Source organism: Rhizobium sp. 01N48, from assembly GCF_056399145.1.
Genome location: NZ_JBFTQT010000001.1, coordinates 215,451 through 229,967 on the forward strand (window position 1 = coordinate 215,451; position 14,517 = coordinate 229,967).

Annotated in this window: 15 protein-coding genes; 5 read left to right on the forward strand and 10 right to left on the reverse strand. The window is 61.9% G+C overall.

Going from position 1 to position 14,517, the window contains the following annotated elements:
* Positions 1–220: 220 nt before the first annotated feature.
* Positions 221–502, forward strand: coding sequence for a DUF2188 domain-containing protein (locus AC1DOG_RS01095; protein ID WP_018897419.1), 282 nt, complete (start codon positions 221–223; stop codon positions 500–502).
* 28 nt (positions 503–530) lie between these two features.
* Here the strand turns inward: AC1DOG_RS01095 and AC1DOG_RS01100 are convergent, their stop codons facing one another.
* Positions 531–1,442, reverse strand: a complete 912-nt coding sequence (locus AC1DOG_RS01100; protein ID WP_477926497.1) for a LysR family transcriptional regulator — start codon at positions 1,440–1,442, stop codon at positions 531–533.
* 90 nt (positions 1,443–1,532) lie between these two features.
* On the opposite strand from AC1DOG_RS01100, the gene AC1DOG_RS01105 reads away from it, so the two are divergent.
* Positions 1,533–2,531 (forward strand): SDR family NAD(P)-dependent oxidoreductase, encoded by a 999-nt coding sequence (locus tag AC1DOG_RS01105; protein ID WP_477926498.1) that lies wholly within the window; start codon positions 1,533–1,535, stop codon positions 2,529–2,531.
* Here AC1DOG_RS01105 and AC1DOG_RS01110 read toward each other — a convergent pair.
* The 7 genes from AC1DOG_RS01110 to trxB form a co-directional block, all read right to left on the reverse strand.
* Complete coding sequence (locus AC1DOG_RS01110) at positions 2,528–3,331, reverse strand: aminoglycoside phosphotransferase family protein (RefSeq protein ID WP_477926499.1); 804 nt, start codon at positions 3,329–3,331, stop codon at positions 2,528–2,530. The two genes, AC1DOG_RS01105 and AC1DOG_RS01110, sit on opposite strands and share 4 nt — an antisense overlap.
* Before the next feature lie 113 nt (positions 3,332–3,444).
* The gene (locus tag AC1DOG_RS01115) at positions 3,445–4,566 is read right to left on the reverse strand and encodes an alkene reductase (protein ID WP_477926500.1); all 1,122 of its coding nucleotides are present in this window, start codon (positions 4,564–4,566) and stop codon (positions 3,445–3,447) included.
* A 46-nt stretch (positions 4,567–4,612) separates the two neighbouring features.
* Complete coding sequence (locus tag AC1DOG_RS01120; RefSeq protein WP_477926501.1) at positions 4,613–5,782, reverse strand: MFS transporter; 1,170 nt, start codon at positions 5,780–5,782, stop codon at positions 4,613–4,615.
* A gap of 2 nt (positions 5,783–5,784) precedes the next feature.
* Positions 5,785–6,078 carry an ArsR/SmtB family transcription factor gene (locus tag AC1DOG_RS01125; protein ID WP_047506019.1) on the reverse strand — a complete coding sequence of 98 codons (294 nt, stop codon included), beginning with the start codon at positions 6,076–6,078 and terminating at the stop codon, positions 5,785–5,787.
* Between the two features lie 128 nt (positions 6,079–6,206).
* Entirely contained in the window at positions 6,207–6,821 is a 615-nt protein-coding gene (locus AC1DOG_RS01130) for a hypothetical protein (RefSeq protein WP_477926502.1), read from the reverse strand.
* A gap of 562 nt (positions 6,822–7,383) precedes the next feature.
* Positions 7,384–8,280, reverse strand: coding sequence for a LysR family transcriptional regulator VtlR (locus AC1DOG_RS01135; protein ID WP_018897426.1), 897 nt, complete (start codon positions 8,278–8,280; stop codon positions 7,384–7,386).
* A gap of 22 nt (positions 8,281–8,302) precedes the next feature.
* Positions 8,303–9,277: a thioredoxin-disulfide reductase gene (gene trxB, locus AC1DOG_RS01140; protein ID WP_047506017.1), complete on the reverse strand. Its 975-nt coding sequence runs from the start codon at positions 9,275–9,277 to the stop codon at positions 8,303–8,305.
* A 229-nt stretch (positions 9,278–9,506) separates the two neighbouring features.
* Here trxB and AC1DOG_RS01145 point away from each other — a divergent pair, with 229 nt between their 5' ends.
* Positions 9,507–9,974: an Lrp/AsnC family transcriptional regulator gene (locus AC1DOG_RS01145; RefSeq protein ID WP_018897428.1), complete on the forward strand. Its 468-nt coding sequence runs from the start codon at positions 9,507–9,509 to the stop codon at positions 9,972–9,974.
* 6 nt (positions 9,975–9,980) lie between these two features.
* Here AC1DOG_RS01145 and AC1DOG_RS01150 read toward each other — a convergent pair whose 3' ends face one another.
* Both AC1DOG_RS01150 and greA read right to left on the reverse strand, forming a co-directional pair.
* Positions 9,981–11,033 carry a glycosyltransferase family 4 protein gene (locus AC1DOG_RS01150; RefSeq protein ID WP_477926878.1) on the reverse strand — a complete coding sequence of 351 codons (1,053 nt, stop codon included), beginning with the start codon at positions 11,031–11,033 and terminating at the stop codon, positions 9,981–9,983.
* A gap of 29 nt (positions 11,034–11,062) precedes the next feature.
* Positions 11,063–11,539: a transcription elongation factor GreA gene (greA, locus tag AC1DOG_RS01155; protein ID WP_018897430.1), complete on the reverse strand. Its 477-nt coding sequence runs from the start codon at positions 11,537–11,539 to the stop codon at positions 11,063–11,065.
* 247 nt (positions 11,540–11,786) lie between these two features.
* On the opposite strand from greA, the gene AC1DOG_RS01160 reads away from it, so the two are divergent.
* Complete coding sequence (locus AC1DOG_RS01160) at positions 11,787–13,019, forward strand: putative DNA modification/repair radical SAM protein (RefSeq protein ID WP_477926503.1); 1,233 nt, start codon at positions 11,787–11,789, stop codon at positions 13,017–13,019.
* The gene (locus tag AC1DOG_RS01165) at positions 13,019–14,485 is read left to right on the forward strand and encodes a UdgX family uracil-DNA binding protein (RefSeq protein ID WP_477926504.1); all 1,467 of its coding nucleotides are present in this window, start codon (positions 13,019–13,021) and stop codon (positions 14,483–14,485) included. Before AC1DOG_RS01160 ends, AC1DOG_RS01165 begins: the two co-directional genes overlap by 1 nt.
* The last annotated feature ends 32 nt before the right edge of the window (positions 14,486–14,517 follow it).

Here is a 14,517-nt window from a genome sequence, read left to right on the forward strand (position 1 = left end):
TTGATTCATGTATCAAGTCTAAGGCGATGATTTCACATATCAAGTCGGCGATTGCGCGGGGCAGGTTTGCAGTCTTGGGCATTTAATGGAATACTGCCTCATCGGTCAGCCGGAAGCATATCGCGGCGCCTCTCGTCTTTTTGCCAAGTGGCACCGCGCTCGACAGGATTCGATCCTGTCGGTTCGGTGTGTTGAACCAAGCAAAAGAGGAGTGAAGTGCATGGTCAAGGTGGTCTATGAAGTCGTCCAGCACGATGGCGGCTGGGCCTACCGGCTGGGAAACGTGTATTCCGAGGCCTTCCCGACACATTCCGAAGCGCTTGAGGCGGCCCGTATCGTGGCGGCCGAGCAGCAGGTCGGCGGCGATTCCGCCGAAATCAGCTGGCAGGACGACAAGGGCAAGTGGCACGAGGAATATGCCGAGGGTGGCGACCGTCCGGAGACCGAGGTGGTCGATGGCAACTGGAAGACCCACCAGGCTGCAACGTCGCCGCGCGCCTGACCGATCGCGCTCTTCATGAGGCGTTCCGTCAGTCCCGGCGGCCGAGCGCTCCTTCCCTGATATAATCGAGCAGGCCCGCGACCAGCGCATCGAAGGTGACGCGGTAGCGCGGTGAGGTCCTGATCGCCTCGTGCATCACCACCCAAGTCGCGAGCGGGATTTGAAACGCCTGCGGCAGCACGTGGACAAGATCCTCATCCGACGCCGCCAGTCCTGTCTGGCACATCCCTATCCCCAATCCCGAGCGGATCGCCGCCATCTGCGCCAGCGTGCTGTCGGCCTTGAAGCCGAAGGTGAGGTCGGCGAAGACAGGGTAGCGTTTCAGCATCGTCCTGACATAGCCGGTGTGCCGATCGAAGCCGATCAGGCGGTGGCCCTCGAGATCGGCCAGGGTCTCCGGCGTGCCGCGATGGTCGAGATAACGGCGATGGGCGTGGAAGCCGAGCGGAATGTCGCCGATGCGGCGCACGACCAACGCGTCCTGTGTCGGCTCGCTCATCCGCACGGCGATATCGGCTTCGCGGCTGAGCAGATCCTCGACCGCATCGGAGGCGGAGAGCTCGATCTCGAGTTCCGGGTACTGCTCCATCAGCGGTGCCAGGATCGACGGTAGCACTTCGACGCCGATCACCTCGCTGGCGCTGATGCGGACCGGGCCGGCGATGCGGTCGCGATGGCCGGAGGCGGTGCGCAGGAGGGCGGCGGAAGTCGAGGCCAGCGTCTCGGCATAGGGCTTGAGTTCGAGGGCGGCTTCGGTCGGCATCAAGCCGCTCTGCGAGCGGACGAAGAGCTGCGCGCCGACGATCTCTTCCAGCGCGTCGATATGGCGGCCGATGGTCGGCTGCGTCAGCCCGAGCTCGCGGGCGGCGGCCGATAGCGAGCCGTGGTGGAGCACGGCGAGAAGGGTGAGGTAGAAATCCCAGCTTGGCTCTGAGGTCATTCAAATACGTATAGATGAGATACGAATTTCGTCAATTTCGTTTATCTCAACGCGAGCGCATCATCTCTTCATCGACAGATGGAGACGATGATGACACAGCAGATCGCACTTGTACTTGGAGCAACCGGTGGCATTGGCGGCGCGGTTGCCCGCAAGCTTGTTTCGCGCGGCTGGCATGTCCGCGCGCTGAACCGCAATGTGGAAAAGGCGCGCGCCGCCGAGCCCTGTTTGAACTGGGTGCAGGGCGACGCGATGCGTGCCGCCGATGTAATGGCCGCCGCTGAAGGGGCGAGCCTGATCGTGCACGCGGTCAATCCGCCCGGCTATCGCGACTGGGAAAAGCTGGTGCTGCCGATGCTCGACAATACGATCGCGGCCGCCAAGGCGGTCGGCGCAACGATCGTGCTTCCAGGCACGGTCTACAATTTCGGACCGGACGCGTTTCCTGTTCTGCGCGAGGACAGCCCGCAGCATCCGGTGACGAAGAAGGGTGCCATCCGCGTCGAGATGGAAAAGCGGCTGGAGGCCGGATCGCGTGATGGGGCGCCGGTCGTTATCGTGCGCGCCGGCGATTTCTTCGGGCCGGGGGCGGCGAGCAGCTGGTTCTCGCAGGGCATGATCACGCCCGGCAAGCCCATTTCCACCGTGAACAACCCGGCACGCAACGGTGTGGGGCATCAGTGGGCCTATCTGCCTGACGTGGCGGAAACGATGGTGCAATTGGTCGAGCGCCGCGAGCGTCTGCCTGATTTTGCCGTCTATCATATGGACGGCTTCTGGGATCACGATGGGCAGCAGATGGTCGAAGCGATCAGGCGCGCCGTTGGCGGGCGGGTGAAGGTGCGGGGCTTTCCCTGGTTTGTCGTGCCCTTGGCGGCACCATTCGTGACCTTCATGCGCGAGCTGAAGGAGATGCGCTATCTCTGGCGCGAGCCGATCCGGATGAGCAATGACAGGCTGGTGGCGGAACTCGGTTTCGAGCCGCGGACGCCTGTTGATGATGCCATCAGGATGACTTTGCTGTCGCTCGGCTGCCTTGAAGGTCCGATGGACGGTGAGGTGGCGGGCGCGCTGGCGCCGCGCGGTTAGCCTTGGCTTAGTTCCGCGAGCGCGATGCGGGCGACCGTCAGCGGGCTTTGCGCTTCCGACAGCATGCCGTCGTCGAGAAACCAGGCGGCGGAGAGGCCGCAATAGGCGGCGATCCAGCGCAGCAGGCGCGTTGCTTCGATGTTGGCGGCAGCGGATATGATGGGGAGTTGGCGCCGTAGCCGATCGGGATCGGTGACCGTCGAGAGTTCCGGGTTGGCGAAGATGTTGGCGTAGTCGAAGCCGCGCTCGCCAACCAGGCCCTTGGGATCGATCGCCAGCCAGCCGTGTTCTTCGAAATCGAGGACGTTGCCGTGGTGGATATCGCCGTGCAGGACGGTTTCGTCACGGGGTTCGGCGAGCAGGGCGGTGGCGATGTCGTGGCAATCGGTGAGCACGCCGCCGTATTTGCCGGCGGCTGGTGCGAGGTCACGGAACCATCGGGCAAGGGGAATGAGCGGCGGCTGCGGTGTCTGGCGTGGCGCATGCAGTCTGGCGACTGTGTCGCAGAGGATGCGGCTTGCCTCGTCGTCCTCGCCTTCAGCGGCCATGGTGAGGAGCGAGCGGCCACCTTGGGCTCGCTCGAGCACGATCGCATCGGCGTCGTGGCAATAGACCTTGGCCGCACCGTTTCCGTTCCACCAGTGCATCACGGCGGCGCCCGATCGCTCGGCTTCGTCGGCGCTCAGCTTCAGCATGGCCGGCTTGTMGCGCCACAGCACGGGCAGGAGATGGCTGGAGTGGGTGACGACAGGCTCGCCGTCAGGGGTGAGGTGCCAGCGGTCGAGATAGGGCTTGAACATGAGGGGATGCTAGCCGGTCGCGGCCGGAAAGGGCAATGACGTCGACCCAGAATGATATGGGCCAGAAAGAGAAATCCCGCCGGGTGGCGGGATTTCGAGGCATTTGGTGATGTTTAAGCAACCTTTTCGAGGGCCGGGTAGTCGATGTAGCCCTTCGGGCCGCCGCCGTAGAGGGTGGCCTGGTCGATTTCGTTGAGCGGGGCGTTGGCCTTGAGGCGCTCGACGAGGTCAGGGTTGGCGATGAACGGCTTGCCGAACGCGATCAGGTCGGCCTTGCCGCTTTCGGCGGTGTCGATGGCGAGCTGGCGATCATAGCCGTTGTTGACCATCCAGCTTGCCTTGCCGCCGGCCTTTTCATAGGCGGCGCGCAGGCCCGCATAGTCGAAGGGCTTGTCGCCCTGCTGGAAGTTGCGGTCGCCGCCGGTGGCACCCTCGATGATGTGGATGAAGGCGAGGTCGTACTTAGCCAGACCCTCGACGACGTAGTCGAACAGCGGCTGAGGGGCAGCGTCGGATGCGTCGTTGGCAGGGGTGACCGGCGAGATACGGATGCCGGTGACGCGCGGGCCGATTTCCTTGGTGATCGCATCGACCACTTCGAACAGGAAGCGGGCGCGGTTTTCGATCGAGCCGCCATACTGGTCGGTGCGGTCGTTGATGTCGGCGCGCAGGAACTGGTCGATCAGGTAGCCGTTGGCAGCATGGATCTCGACGCCATCGAAGCCGGCGTCGATCGCGGCGCGGGCGGCCTTGCGGTAATCCTCGACGATGCCGGCGATCTCGGCGGTTTCAAGCGCGCGCGGCTCGGAGGTTTCGGCGAAGCTGCCGGTGCCGTCTGCGTTGACGAGATAGGTCTTCGACTTGGCGGTCTTGTTGCTCGAGGAGACCGGCTTGCCGCCGTTCGGCTGCAGCGTCGTGTGCGAGATACGGCCGACATGCCACATCTGCACGACGATCTTGCCGCCATGGGCGTGCACGGCATCGGTCACGCGCTTCCAGCCATCCAGGGCTTCCTTGCTGTAGAGGCCGGGGACGTCGGCATAGCCCTGGCCCTGGTGGGTGATCGCGGTCGCTTCCGTGACGATCAGGCCGGCGGAGGCGCGCTGCGTGTAATATTCGACGTTGAGGTCGTTCGGCACGGCGCCCGGCGAGCGGTTGCGGGTCAGCGGGGCCATGACGATGCGGTTCTTGACGGCGATATCGCCAACCTGTGTCGGTTCGAAGAGCTTGCTCATGGGAAGTCCTTTCGGTGGTGCTAGTGGTTTGGGGGCGTTGGAAGGATCATTCAGCCGGGGCAGGCATGGCTGCCTTGCCCTTGGCGGAGAGATAGGTAAGCGCCGTGACGACAAGGCCGATCAGGGCCATGAAGGCGGCGACGAGCGGCACGCGGGTCATGTTGAAGCCGAGCTCGATGGCCATGCCGCCCGCCCAGGCGCCGAGCGCGTTGCCGGTGTTGAAGGCGCCGATATTGATCGTCGAGACCAGATTGGGCGCATCCTTGCCGAAGTGCACGACGCCGACCTGCAGGGCGGGGACGGCGGCGAAAGTGGCCACAGCCCAGACGAAGAGGGTGATTTCGGCGGCGATGAAATAGGGGCTGGTGAAGCCGAAGGCGACCGAGGTCACGGCGATCATTGCAAAGACGCCGGCGAGCGTCGGCCCAAGCTTCCAGTCGGCGAGCTTGCCGCCGAGAAGATTGCCGACGGTAAGCCCGAGGCCGATCAGGAACAGCGTCCAGGTGACGCCCTGCGGCGACAGGCCGGTGACATCCCGCAGCAGCGGCGCGATATAGGTGAAGAGCGCGAACATCGAGGCGGCGAAGAAGACGGTGGTCGACAGCGCCAGCCAGAGTTGGCCGTTCTTCAGGGCGGCGATCTCGCGGAAGATGTTGCCCTGTTCTTCCTGGCGGTCCTTGGGGAGCACAGCGATCAGGCCGGCGATGGTGATGACGCCGAGGACGGTGACGATCGCGAAGGTCGAGCGCCAGCCGAATGCCTGGCCGATGGCGGTACCGAGCGGCACGCCGAGCACGTTAGCAAGCGTTAGGCCAGTGAACATCAGCGCTACGGCGCGGGCGCGGCGATCCGGCGCCACAAGGCTGGCGGCGACGACGGAGCCGATGCCGAAGAAGGCGCCATGGCAGAGCGCGGTGACGACACGGGCGATCATCAGCACCCAGTAGCTCGGCGCCAGCGCGCAGAGCAGATTGCCGGCGATGAAGAAGGCCATGAGCGCGATCAGCGCCGTGCGGCGCTTCAGATGCGCGGTGGAGACCGCCATGACAGGGGCGCCGACGGCGACCGCGAGTGCATAACCGGTGACGAGCCAGCCGGCCTGCGGGATTGTCACCGCAAGGTCGGTGGCGACTTCGGGCAGCAGGCCCATGATAACGAATTCGGTGGTGCCGATCGCAAAAGCGCTGAGCGCCAGGACGAGGAGGGCGAGAGGCATGTTTAGAGATCCTGTGCCAGTTGCTTGAGGAAGGCCGCGATGGTTTCTTCGTTGCGCTTGTAGAAGATCCACTGACCGACGCGGCGCGTGGTCACGAGATTGGCGCGGCTGAGCGTGCCCAGGTGAGCGGAGACGGTCGATTGGGAGAGGCCGCAGCGTTCGAACTGGCTGGCGCAGACACCCATCTCGAGCGGATGCTCCTGCGAAGAGAAATGCTCTTCGGGGTTCTTCAGCCAATTCAGAATCTCCATCCGCTTGGGATGGGATATCGCTTTCAGGATTTCGTCGTTGTCCATCGTCGTTAGCCGAACCATAAATCGTTTCTAACCGATATATGGATCGACGGTTTTCGATGTTCAAGACATGCGCGAATTTTTAGCGACGTGGCTGGGATTGGTGTTCGTGCCGGCATGTCTCGGCGTTGTCAGAAACCATACCTTGTTTGCCTGCGGCTTTCGATGACACCTATAACGATTGACAGCAAATACGCGGCGACCATGGGTACGATCAGCAGCCAAACGGCTGTCGTAAACTGAGGCCTGTCCGCTAAAAACACATATCCTAAAATGAGAGCGCAACCGAAGCATGCTGCGGAGGCCGTAAACTGGCCCGCGTCACTATCGCCACTCCGTTGCGCCTTCTGCGCCGCCAAAGCCCAAGGGCCCGTAGCCATTGCATAAGCATATAGGAGGAATGGAGCGATTGGCTCACCGCTATGCCAGAATTCTGGCACATATTTAAACACCGCGATGCACCAAGCTGTCACTACAGCGTAACTCCAGAGTGCGGAAAGTGACGCAAGAGTTAGGGCGAGAAATCGTTGCCCTTTCTCCATGGCAACAACACTTGGCAGGGCAAATATCAAGCTAGGAAGAATAGCTATACTCGTCCAAAATGGCGCGCAGATTGCGAGTGCAACGCCTGTAAGAACTAACTTCCAGTCTCCAAGCCAGATTAGCCAAGCACCGCCAATAAGGCCGCTCAAGCTGTTCAGAAGAAACATTGGTATGATGAAAATGGCGCCAAATGCCCCAGCCATGCTTTCCCTCATAGGTAGATTCTGGGATAATAAATATGACTCCGTAGCGTTGCGCTAGATGTCAGCTCTACTTCTTCGATGGCAGAGCAATTCACCGGTAAGCTGCTGTGGTTAAATTTTAAGCAAAAAAAGAGGGCCACCGAATGAACGGGGCCCTTTAAGGTGTGAAGGTTATTCAACCTCCAGAGGGGAACAGCTAATGCAGCGGCACTGGGAGAGAACCGCCATGTGCATCAACTGAGTGCGATATGATGCTTTGGCGGGCAGATTTCAATGCCCGTTTGCGCATGCCTGCTATGCAATGCAGCATTTTTTGCTGCGATGCGGAAAATTAGGGCAAATCAAGGCAAAAAAAGAGGGCCACCGAATGCTCGGGGCCCTTTATAGGTATGAAGGTCTAAACCTCCAGAGGGGAACAGCTAATGCGGTGGAACTGGGAGGAAAAGCCACCGTGTGCATCAGCTAAGGTTGATATGGTGTTTTAATGTGCAGCCGGCAACCAATTTTTGTGCATGTCAGGCATGCGCGCGCTGCACGGCTGCGAATTTCGCCGCAAAATCAGTTAGAAGCTCCAGTTTCTGGCCTTGCTGACGATGAAGTCGCGGAAAGCCTTGAGCTTGGCGGCGTTCTTCATTTCGTCGGGATAGCAGAAATAGGTGTCGAAGGAGGGCACGTCGGCATTGATCGGCAGCTGAATCAGGCCCGGGTCGCGGCCGACGATATAGTCGGGCAGGCAGGCGACGCCCATGCCGAGCAGGCAGGCGCGCTTGATCGAGGTCTGGCTGTTGATCTGCAGGTGCGGAATGCGCTTGTTGTCGGACGAGCGGCCGGCGATTTCAAGCCAGTTCACGTCGAGCAGATAGTTTGGCGCCGGTTCGCCGAAGGTGATGATTCGGTGGTTGTCGAGATCCTCGACCGCCTGTGGCTCGCCATATCGGTTGATATAGGAGGGGGCCGCGTAGACGTGCATGTGCACGGTGAACAGTTTGCGCTGGATGAGGTCGGATTGCTGCGGCTGGCGCAGGCGGATCGCGCAGTCGGCGTAGCGCATGTTCACATCCACTTCCTCGTTGTCGAGGATGAGCTGGATCTGGACATCCGGATAGAGCTGCATGAACTCCTGGATCTTGTCCGTGAGCCAGCCCTGGCCGAGACCGACCGTGGTCGTGACGCGCAGCTTGCCGGACGGCGTTTCCGTCGTCTCGGTCAGCTGCATCTTCACGGTTTCGAGCTTCAAGAGCACGTCATGGGCGGTGCGGTAAAGCAGTTCGCCCTGTTCGGTGAGGATGAGGCCGCGTGCGTGGCGGTGGAACAGCTTGGTGCCGACATCCTGCTCCAGCGCGCTCACCTGACGGCTGATCGCGGATTGGGACAGATGCAGCTTGTCGGCCGCGTGCGTGAACGAACCGGCTTCGGCAGCTGCGTGGAAAATACGCAGCTTGTCCCAGTCCAACGGCATTCCACCACCCCTCATGCCGATATTACTCCGCAGCTACGGCGACGGGCACAAGGCCCGTGAGATAACGTTCGGCCTCGAGCGCTGCCATGCAGCCCATGCCGGCGGCGGTGATCGCCTGGCGGAAAGTGTCGTCGGTGACATCGCCGGCCGCGTAAACGCCCTCGACCGAAGTCGCGGTCGAATCCGGCGCGGTCCAGAGGTAGCCGTTGTCCTTCAGCTTCAGCTTGCCCTTGAAGAGCTCGGTTGCCGGCGCATGGCCGATCGCCACGAAGACACCGTCGATCGTGTGGTCGGCAACAGTGCCGGTGCGTGTGTCGCGCAGGCGAACGCCTGACACGGACGGCGGCATCGGCGGCTTGGCCGGCGCGCCGGTGATTTCGGCGATCTCGGTGTTCCAGAGGATCTTGACGTTCTCCTTGGCGAAGATGCGTTCCTGCAGGATCTTTTCCGAGCGGAAACTGTCGCGGCGGTGCACGACCGTCACGGTTTTGGCGATGTTCGAAAGATACAGCGCTTCCTCGACGGCCGAGTTGCCGCCGCCGACCACGATCACGTCCTTGTTGCGATAGAAGAAGCCGTCGCAGGTGGCGCAGGCGGAGACGCCGAAGCCTTGGAAGGTCTGCTCGCTCTCGATGCCGAGCCACTTTGCCTTGGCGCCGGTGGCGATGATCAGCGTGTCGGCGGTCCAGACCTGGCCGCTATCGGTGCGCGCCACGAAGGGGCGCTGGTTCATCTCGACTTCGGTGACGATGTCGTTGACGATCTCGGCGCCCACGTGCTTGGCCTGCTGCAGCATCTGGTCCATCAGCCAGGGGCCCTGGATCGGATCGGCGAAGCCCGGATAGTTCTCGACGTCGGTGGTGATCATCAACTGTCCGCCTTGCTCCATCCCTGCGATCAGGACCGGCTTCAGCATCGCGCGCGCCGCATAGACGGCAGCGGTATAGCCGGCGGGGCCGGAACCGATGATGAGCACCTTGGTGTGGCGGGCGGACATGAGACTTCCTTTCAACTGGCTGGACGCGCTGGATATAAGGCGAATACGGCCATCACGCGTCCATGCGTTATTTATGAACGACCAATGCTTTTATTCAAGGGCAGCCTTGCGTTACCAACAAGGCATTCGGTGTGGATGTGCAAGATTCCGTCATCTCAGGGAAAGATTCTTGCGTATTGTGCCGCTTTATATAGAAGCTGGATTCACGATTTTAAAGAAAGGCACTCGCTTGGTTCGCGCTGAACTGGACGCCATCGATATCAAGATTTTGCGTGAGCTGCAGGCGGATGGGCGCATGACCAACGTCGAGCTCGCCGACCGGGTCGGCATCTCGGCGCCGCCCTGCCTTCGGCGTGTGCGCAAGCTGGAAGAATCCGGCGTGATCGAAGGCTATCACGCGATGCTGAACAGCCCGAAGCTGGGCTTCGATCTCGTCGCCTTCTGCATGGTCGGGCTCAAGCATCAGTCGGAAGCCAATCTCAAGGCGTTCGCCGCGGCGACGACGCAGTGGCCGCTGGTGCGGCAGGCCTGGATGGTCTCGGGCGACAGCGACTTCCTGCTGCATTGCGTGGCCGAAAACCTGACGCGGTTCCAGGACTTCGTTATCGAGGTGCTGACCGCCAACGAGCATGTCGACACGGTGCGCACCATGCTGACGATCCGCCAGATCAAGAAGCTCGGATTGACCGAAGTCTGATTTGTCTCAGCCGAGGCTGTCGTAGACGGCCTTCAGCTTCGTGGCTTCGCCTTCGATCCGGAAGTTTTCCATGACATGCGCCTGGGCGTTGGCTGCGAGCCGTACCAGACGGTTTTCATCATCCATGAGTTCCGAAACGGCCTTTGCCATCGCATCGAGATCGTCTCGGGCGATCAGCAGGCCCGCGCCGTTATCGCCTGTCGTGACGATCTCCGGAAAGGCTCCGACATCGGTTGCGACGACTGGTACGCCGGAGGCCATGGCTTCGAGCGGGGTCAGGCCAAAACCTTCCCAGCGCTGCGGCGCGACGAACAGATCAAGCGCGCGGTACCAGTCGTTGATGTTGGTGTGTTCGCCGACGAAGAGGATGCGGTCCGAGAGGCCGGCGGCGGCGACCTTGGCCTTGAGGCCGTTTTCGAACTCGACATGCTGGGCCGTGGCGCGGCCGGCGATGATAGCGCTCCACTCGGGATGATCGGGAAGAAGCCGCAGCATTGTATCGACGAAAAGGTCGGTGCCCTTCTGGTGGCGGACACGGCCGAAGCAGCCGGCGATCTTCTTGTCCGGGTCGAGGCCGCATTCGCGCTTGGCCTGCGCCTTATCGGATGGCGGCGAGAAGCGGGCGGTGTCGATGCCGTGCAAGATGACGGTGCTTGGGACTTCCAGATAGTTCGCCGTCTTGCCCGAGGTCGCGATCACCGCGTCCATCTTCGAGACGAGGAACTTCGTCCAGCCGCTGTGCTTGCGCTGCGAGGCGGAGGTGAAGACGATCTTCAGCTTCATGCGCAGGAGGTCGCGCATGATGAGGGCAGGGAGCATCTCGATGTTGCGGCGGGCATGCCAGACGCGGAAGGGCCGGGTCGAGGGCGCGCGCCACAATTTCGAGAGGTCGCGGAAGCGGATATGCGGGATCGATGCCGGCAGGCCCGGCCCGAGCGCCGCGATCTTCTGACCGAGCGCCCGCTGGACCGGGATAAGCTGGATGATCGTCGAGGTGACGCCTGACAGACGCTTCTTGAAGTTCGGCGCTATGATTTCGACGTCAGCGATATCGACGATGTGCGATCGGCCGCGATCCGCCAAGGTCCTCAGCCCCAGGTGATGGCCAGAACTTCGTAAGCCTTGGAGCCGCCGGGCGCGTTGACTTCGATGGAATCGCCAACTTCCTTGCCGATCAGCGCGCGGGCGATCGGGGAGGAAATGGAGATGCGGCCGGCCTTCACGTCGGCTTCCTGGTCACCGACGATCTGGTAGGTCTTTTCTTCCTCGGTGTCCTCGTCGACGAGCTTCACCTTGGCGCCGAACTTGATCGTGCTGCCGGACATCTTGGAGAGGTCGATAACCTCGGCGCGCGCCGTCAGGTCCTCGAGCTCGCCAATGCGGCCTTCGTTGTGGCTCTGCGCTTCCTTGGCGGCATGGTACTCGGCGTTTTCCGAGAGGTCGCCGTGTGCGCGGGCCTCGGCAATCGCCTCGATGATTCGCGGGCGTTCTTCCTGCTGACGCCAGCGCAGCTCTTCCTGCAGCTTGACGAAACCACCCTGCGTCATCGGTACCTTATCAACCATTTTCTTGTCCTTCAGTCTTTGTGTCGGCTAGGCAGAGACACAAAAGAAAACAGGTCCCGAAGGGGAACTTCGGAACCATGCAAAAACTCTATCTGCTTCGTTTATAGCAGATTGCCTCCGTCGATTTCCAGAGAATTCGATGAAGCGACTTGCAACCCCTCATGGCTTTTCGCGTCAAACTTGAAAAACATCAATCCATGGCGGCTTTTCTTGACTGTTAGCGATGGAACATATAGAGAACATAGGCATGAAGAAGTCACTTGAAGAGCGGTTGGCCATCCTCTCGGACGCGGCCAAATATGACGCCTCCTGCGCCTCCAGCGGAACCACCAAGCGCGATTCCGGCAAGAGCGGCGGGCTTGGTTCGACTGAAGGTGCCGGCATCTGCCATGCCTATGCGCCGGATGGGCGATGCATTTCGCTGTTGAAGATCCTGCTCACCAACTTCTGCATCTACGACTGCGCCTATTGCATCAATCGCTCGTCCAGCAATGTCGAGCGGGCGCGGTTCACGCCGGAAGAGGTTGTCTGGCTGACGCTGGAGTTCTATCGGCGCAATTATATCGAGGGGCTGTTTCTGTCGTCGGGGATCATCCGCTCCTCCGACCACACGATGGAGGAGATGGTTCGAATCGTGCGCGAGCTTCGCACCACGCATAACTTCCGGGGCTACATCCATCTGAAATCCATTCCCGAGGCCTCGGCGCATCTGATCGAGGAGGCCGGGCTTTATGCCGACCGGCTGTCGCTCAACATCGAGCTGCCGACCGACCGCGGCATCGCGCAACTGGCGCCGGAAAAGAAGCCGGCCAGCATTCGCCGCTCGATGGGTGATCTCCGATTGAAGATCGAAGCCGCGTCCGAGCCGACGCTGCAGACCAAGCGGCGCAAACGCTTCGTGCCGGGCGGGCAGAGCACGCAGATGATCGTTGGCGCCGATGGGGCCAATGACGCCACCATTCTCGGGACTAGTGCGCAGCTTTACGGAAGCTACGGGCTGAGGCGCGTCTACTACTCGGCCTTCAGCCCCATTCCCGACTCGTCGAAAAACCTGCCGCTGATCAAGCCGCCCTTGATGCGTGAGCACCGGCTTTATCAGGCGGATTGGCTCTATCGTTTCTATGGCTTCGGGATCGACGAGATCACGTCCTCGCAGGAGGGCGGCATGCTCGACCTCAATCTCGACCCGAAACTTGCCTGGGCGCTCGGCAATCGCAACGATTTCCCTGTCGACATCAACAGGGCGCCGCGCGAGACCTTGCTCCGCGTTCCGGGGCTGGGGACGAAGACGGTGAAGTCCATCCTCTCGGCGCGCCGTTTCCGAAAGCTCCGGATCGAGGATCTGACGCGGCTCGGCGTGTCGATCAAGAAGGTGCAGGCGTTCATCTCGGCCGAGGGCTGGTCGCCGCGCCGGCTGATCGACCGGCCGGATCTTAGGGCGATGTTCGAGCCGAAGCCGGAACAACTGTCGTTGCTGTGATGATTACCGTGTTGCTGGAGGGCCGGGGAGAATTGGCCGAGTGGCGCGACGCGGCGCGGCGACTGGCTGCCTCGGGTGTCGCGCCCGAGGAGATCGAGTGGCGGGAGCGGTATCGCGAAACCGATCTGTTCGCTGCGCCTGAAGCGTTTGCGAAGCTGCCGGCGCTCGATGCTTCCAAGCCGCTGACGGTGCCGCCTGCCTTTATCGGGCTTGCGGAGGCGGTGATTTGCCACAGTGATCCGATGCGCTTCTATCTGCTCTATCGGCTGCTCTGGCGGCTGCAGAGCGATCGGTCTTTGCTCGACGTCGCCTCGGACGAGGACGTGGCGAGGGCGCGGGCGATGGACAAGAGCGTGCGCCGTGACGCTCACAAGATGACGGCCTTCGTGCGGTTCAAGGAGGTGGGGTCGGGGATCTCGCTCAACGGGCGGCGGAAGTTTCTCGCCTGGTTCGAGCCTGATCATCACATCGTCGCCCGCAAGGCGCCGTTTTTCCAGAAGCGGTTCAACGACATGGACTGGGTGATTGCGACGCCGAAGGGGTCGGCTGCCTGGGACGGCGAGAAGCTGACGGTCAGCCACGATCCGTGCGAGAAGCCCGATCTCACCGATCCGGCCGACCAGCTGTGGCGGACCTATTACGCCAACATCTTCAATCCGGCGCGCTTGAAGGTGAAGGCGATGCAGGCGGAGATGCCGAAGAAATACTGGAAGAACCTGCCGGAAGCCGATCTCATTCCCGGCATGATCGCGGACGCGGAAAGCAAGGTTCTAGCGATGGCAAAGCGCCAGGCGAGCGAGCCGCTGCCGTTTCACGATCGGCTGCAGGAAGCCGCACGGCGGGTGCCCGCAGCACCTAGGGCGCCGGTGGGCACGCTGGCGGCACTGCGCGAGGAGGCGGCCGTCTGCACGCGCTGTCCGCTGCATGAAAAGGCGACGCAGACGGTGTTCGGCGAGGGGCCTGAGGATGCGCAGGTGATGTTCGTCGGCGAGCAGCCGGGAGATCAGGAGGATCTCGCGGGGCGGCCGTTTGTCGGGCCGGCGGGCAAGGTGTTCGATCAGGTGGTCGTAGACGCCGGGATCGACCGGCGGTCGGTCTATGTGACCAATGCGGTGAAGCACTTCAAATACGAGCCGCGCGGCAAGCGTCGCATTCACCAGCGGCCGAACATGGGCGAGGTCACGCATTGCCGCTGGTGGCTCAATCTGGAGATCGAGCTCGTCAAGCCGAAGCTGATCGTCGCCATGGGCGCCACCGCGCTGACGGCGCTGACGGATACGAAGCACAAGCTGTCCGACATCAGGGGGCAGCCCATCAGGATGAGCAAGGAACGGACGCTGTTCGTCACCGTCCACCCGTCCTATTTGCTGCGTATTCCCGACGAGCGGCTGAAGGCGGAGGAGATGGCGCTGTTTCGGGCGGATATGGTGCGGGTACGTGAGCTGATGGCCGGGATGGCGGCCTGACGATTGCGCGCCTTGCGAATTGCCATGGCGCT

Bases quoted from the DNA above. Each gene is read 5' to 3' on its own strand.
- AC1DOG_RS01095 (WP_018897419.1), top strand. From the start codon at position 221: ATGGTCAAGGTGGTCTATGAAGTCGTCCAGCACGATGGCGGCTGGGCC.
- AC1DOG_RS01100 (WP_477926497.1), bottom strand. From the start codon at position 1,442: ATGACCTCAGAGCCAAGCTGGGATTTCTACCTCACCCTTCTCGCCGTG.
- AC1DOG_RS01105 (WP_477926498.1), top strand. From the start codon at position 1,533: ATGACACAGCAGATCGCACTTGTACTTGGAGCAACCGGTGGCATTGGC.
- AC1DOG_RS01115 (WP_477926500.1), bottom strand. From the start codon at position 4,566: ATGAGCAAGCTCTTCGAACCGACACAGGTTGGCGATATCGCCGTCAAG.
- AC1DOG_RS01120 (WP_477926501.1), bottom strand. From the start codon at position 5,782: ATGCCTCTCGCCCTCCTCGTCCTGGCGCTCAGCGCTTTTGCGATCGGC.
- AC1DOG_RS01125 (WP_047506019.1), bottom strand. From the start codon at position 6,078: ATGGACAACGACGAAATCCTGAAAGCGATATCCCATCCCAAGCGGATG.
- AC1DOG_RS01130 (WP_477926502.1), bottom strand. From the start codon at position 6,821: ATGGCTGGGGCATTTGGCGCCATTTTCATCATACCAATGTTTCTTCTG.
- AC1DOG_RS01135 (WP_018897426.1), bottom strand. From the start codon at position 8,280: ATGCCGTTGGACTGGGACAAGCTGCGTATTTTCCACGCAGCTGCCGAA.
- trxB (WP_047506017.1), bottom strand. From the start codon at position 9,277: ATGTCCGCCCGCCACACCAAGGTGCTCATCATCGGTTCCGGCCCCGCC.
- greA (WP_018897430.1), bottom strand. From the start codon at position 11,539: ATGGTTGATAAGGTACCGATGACGCAGGGTGGTTTCGTCAAGCTGCAG.
- AC1DOG_RS01160 (WP_477926503.1), top strand. From the start codon at position 11,787: ATGAAGAAGTCACTTGAAGAGCGGTTGGCCATCCTCTCGGACGCGGCC.
- AC1DOG_RS01165 (WP_477926504.1), top strand. From the start codon at position 13,019: ATGATTACCGTGTTGCTGGAGGGCCGGGGAGAATTGGCCGAGTGGCGC.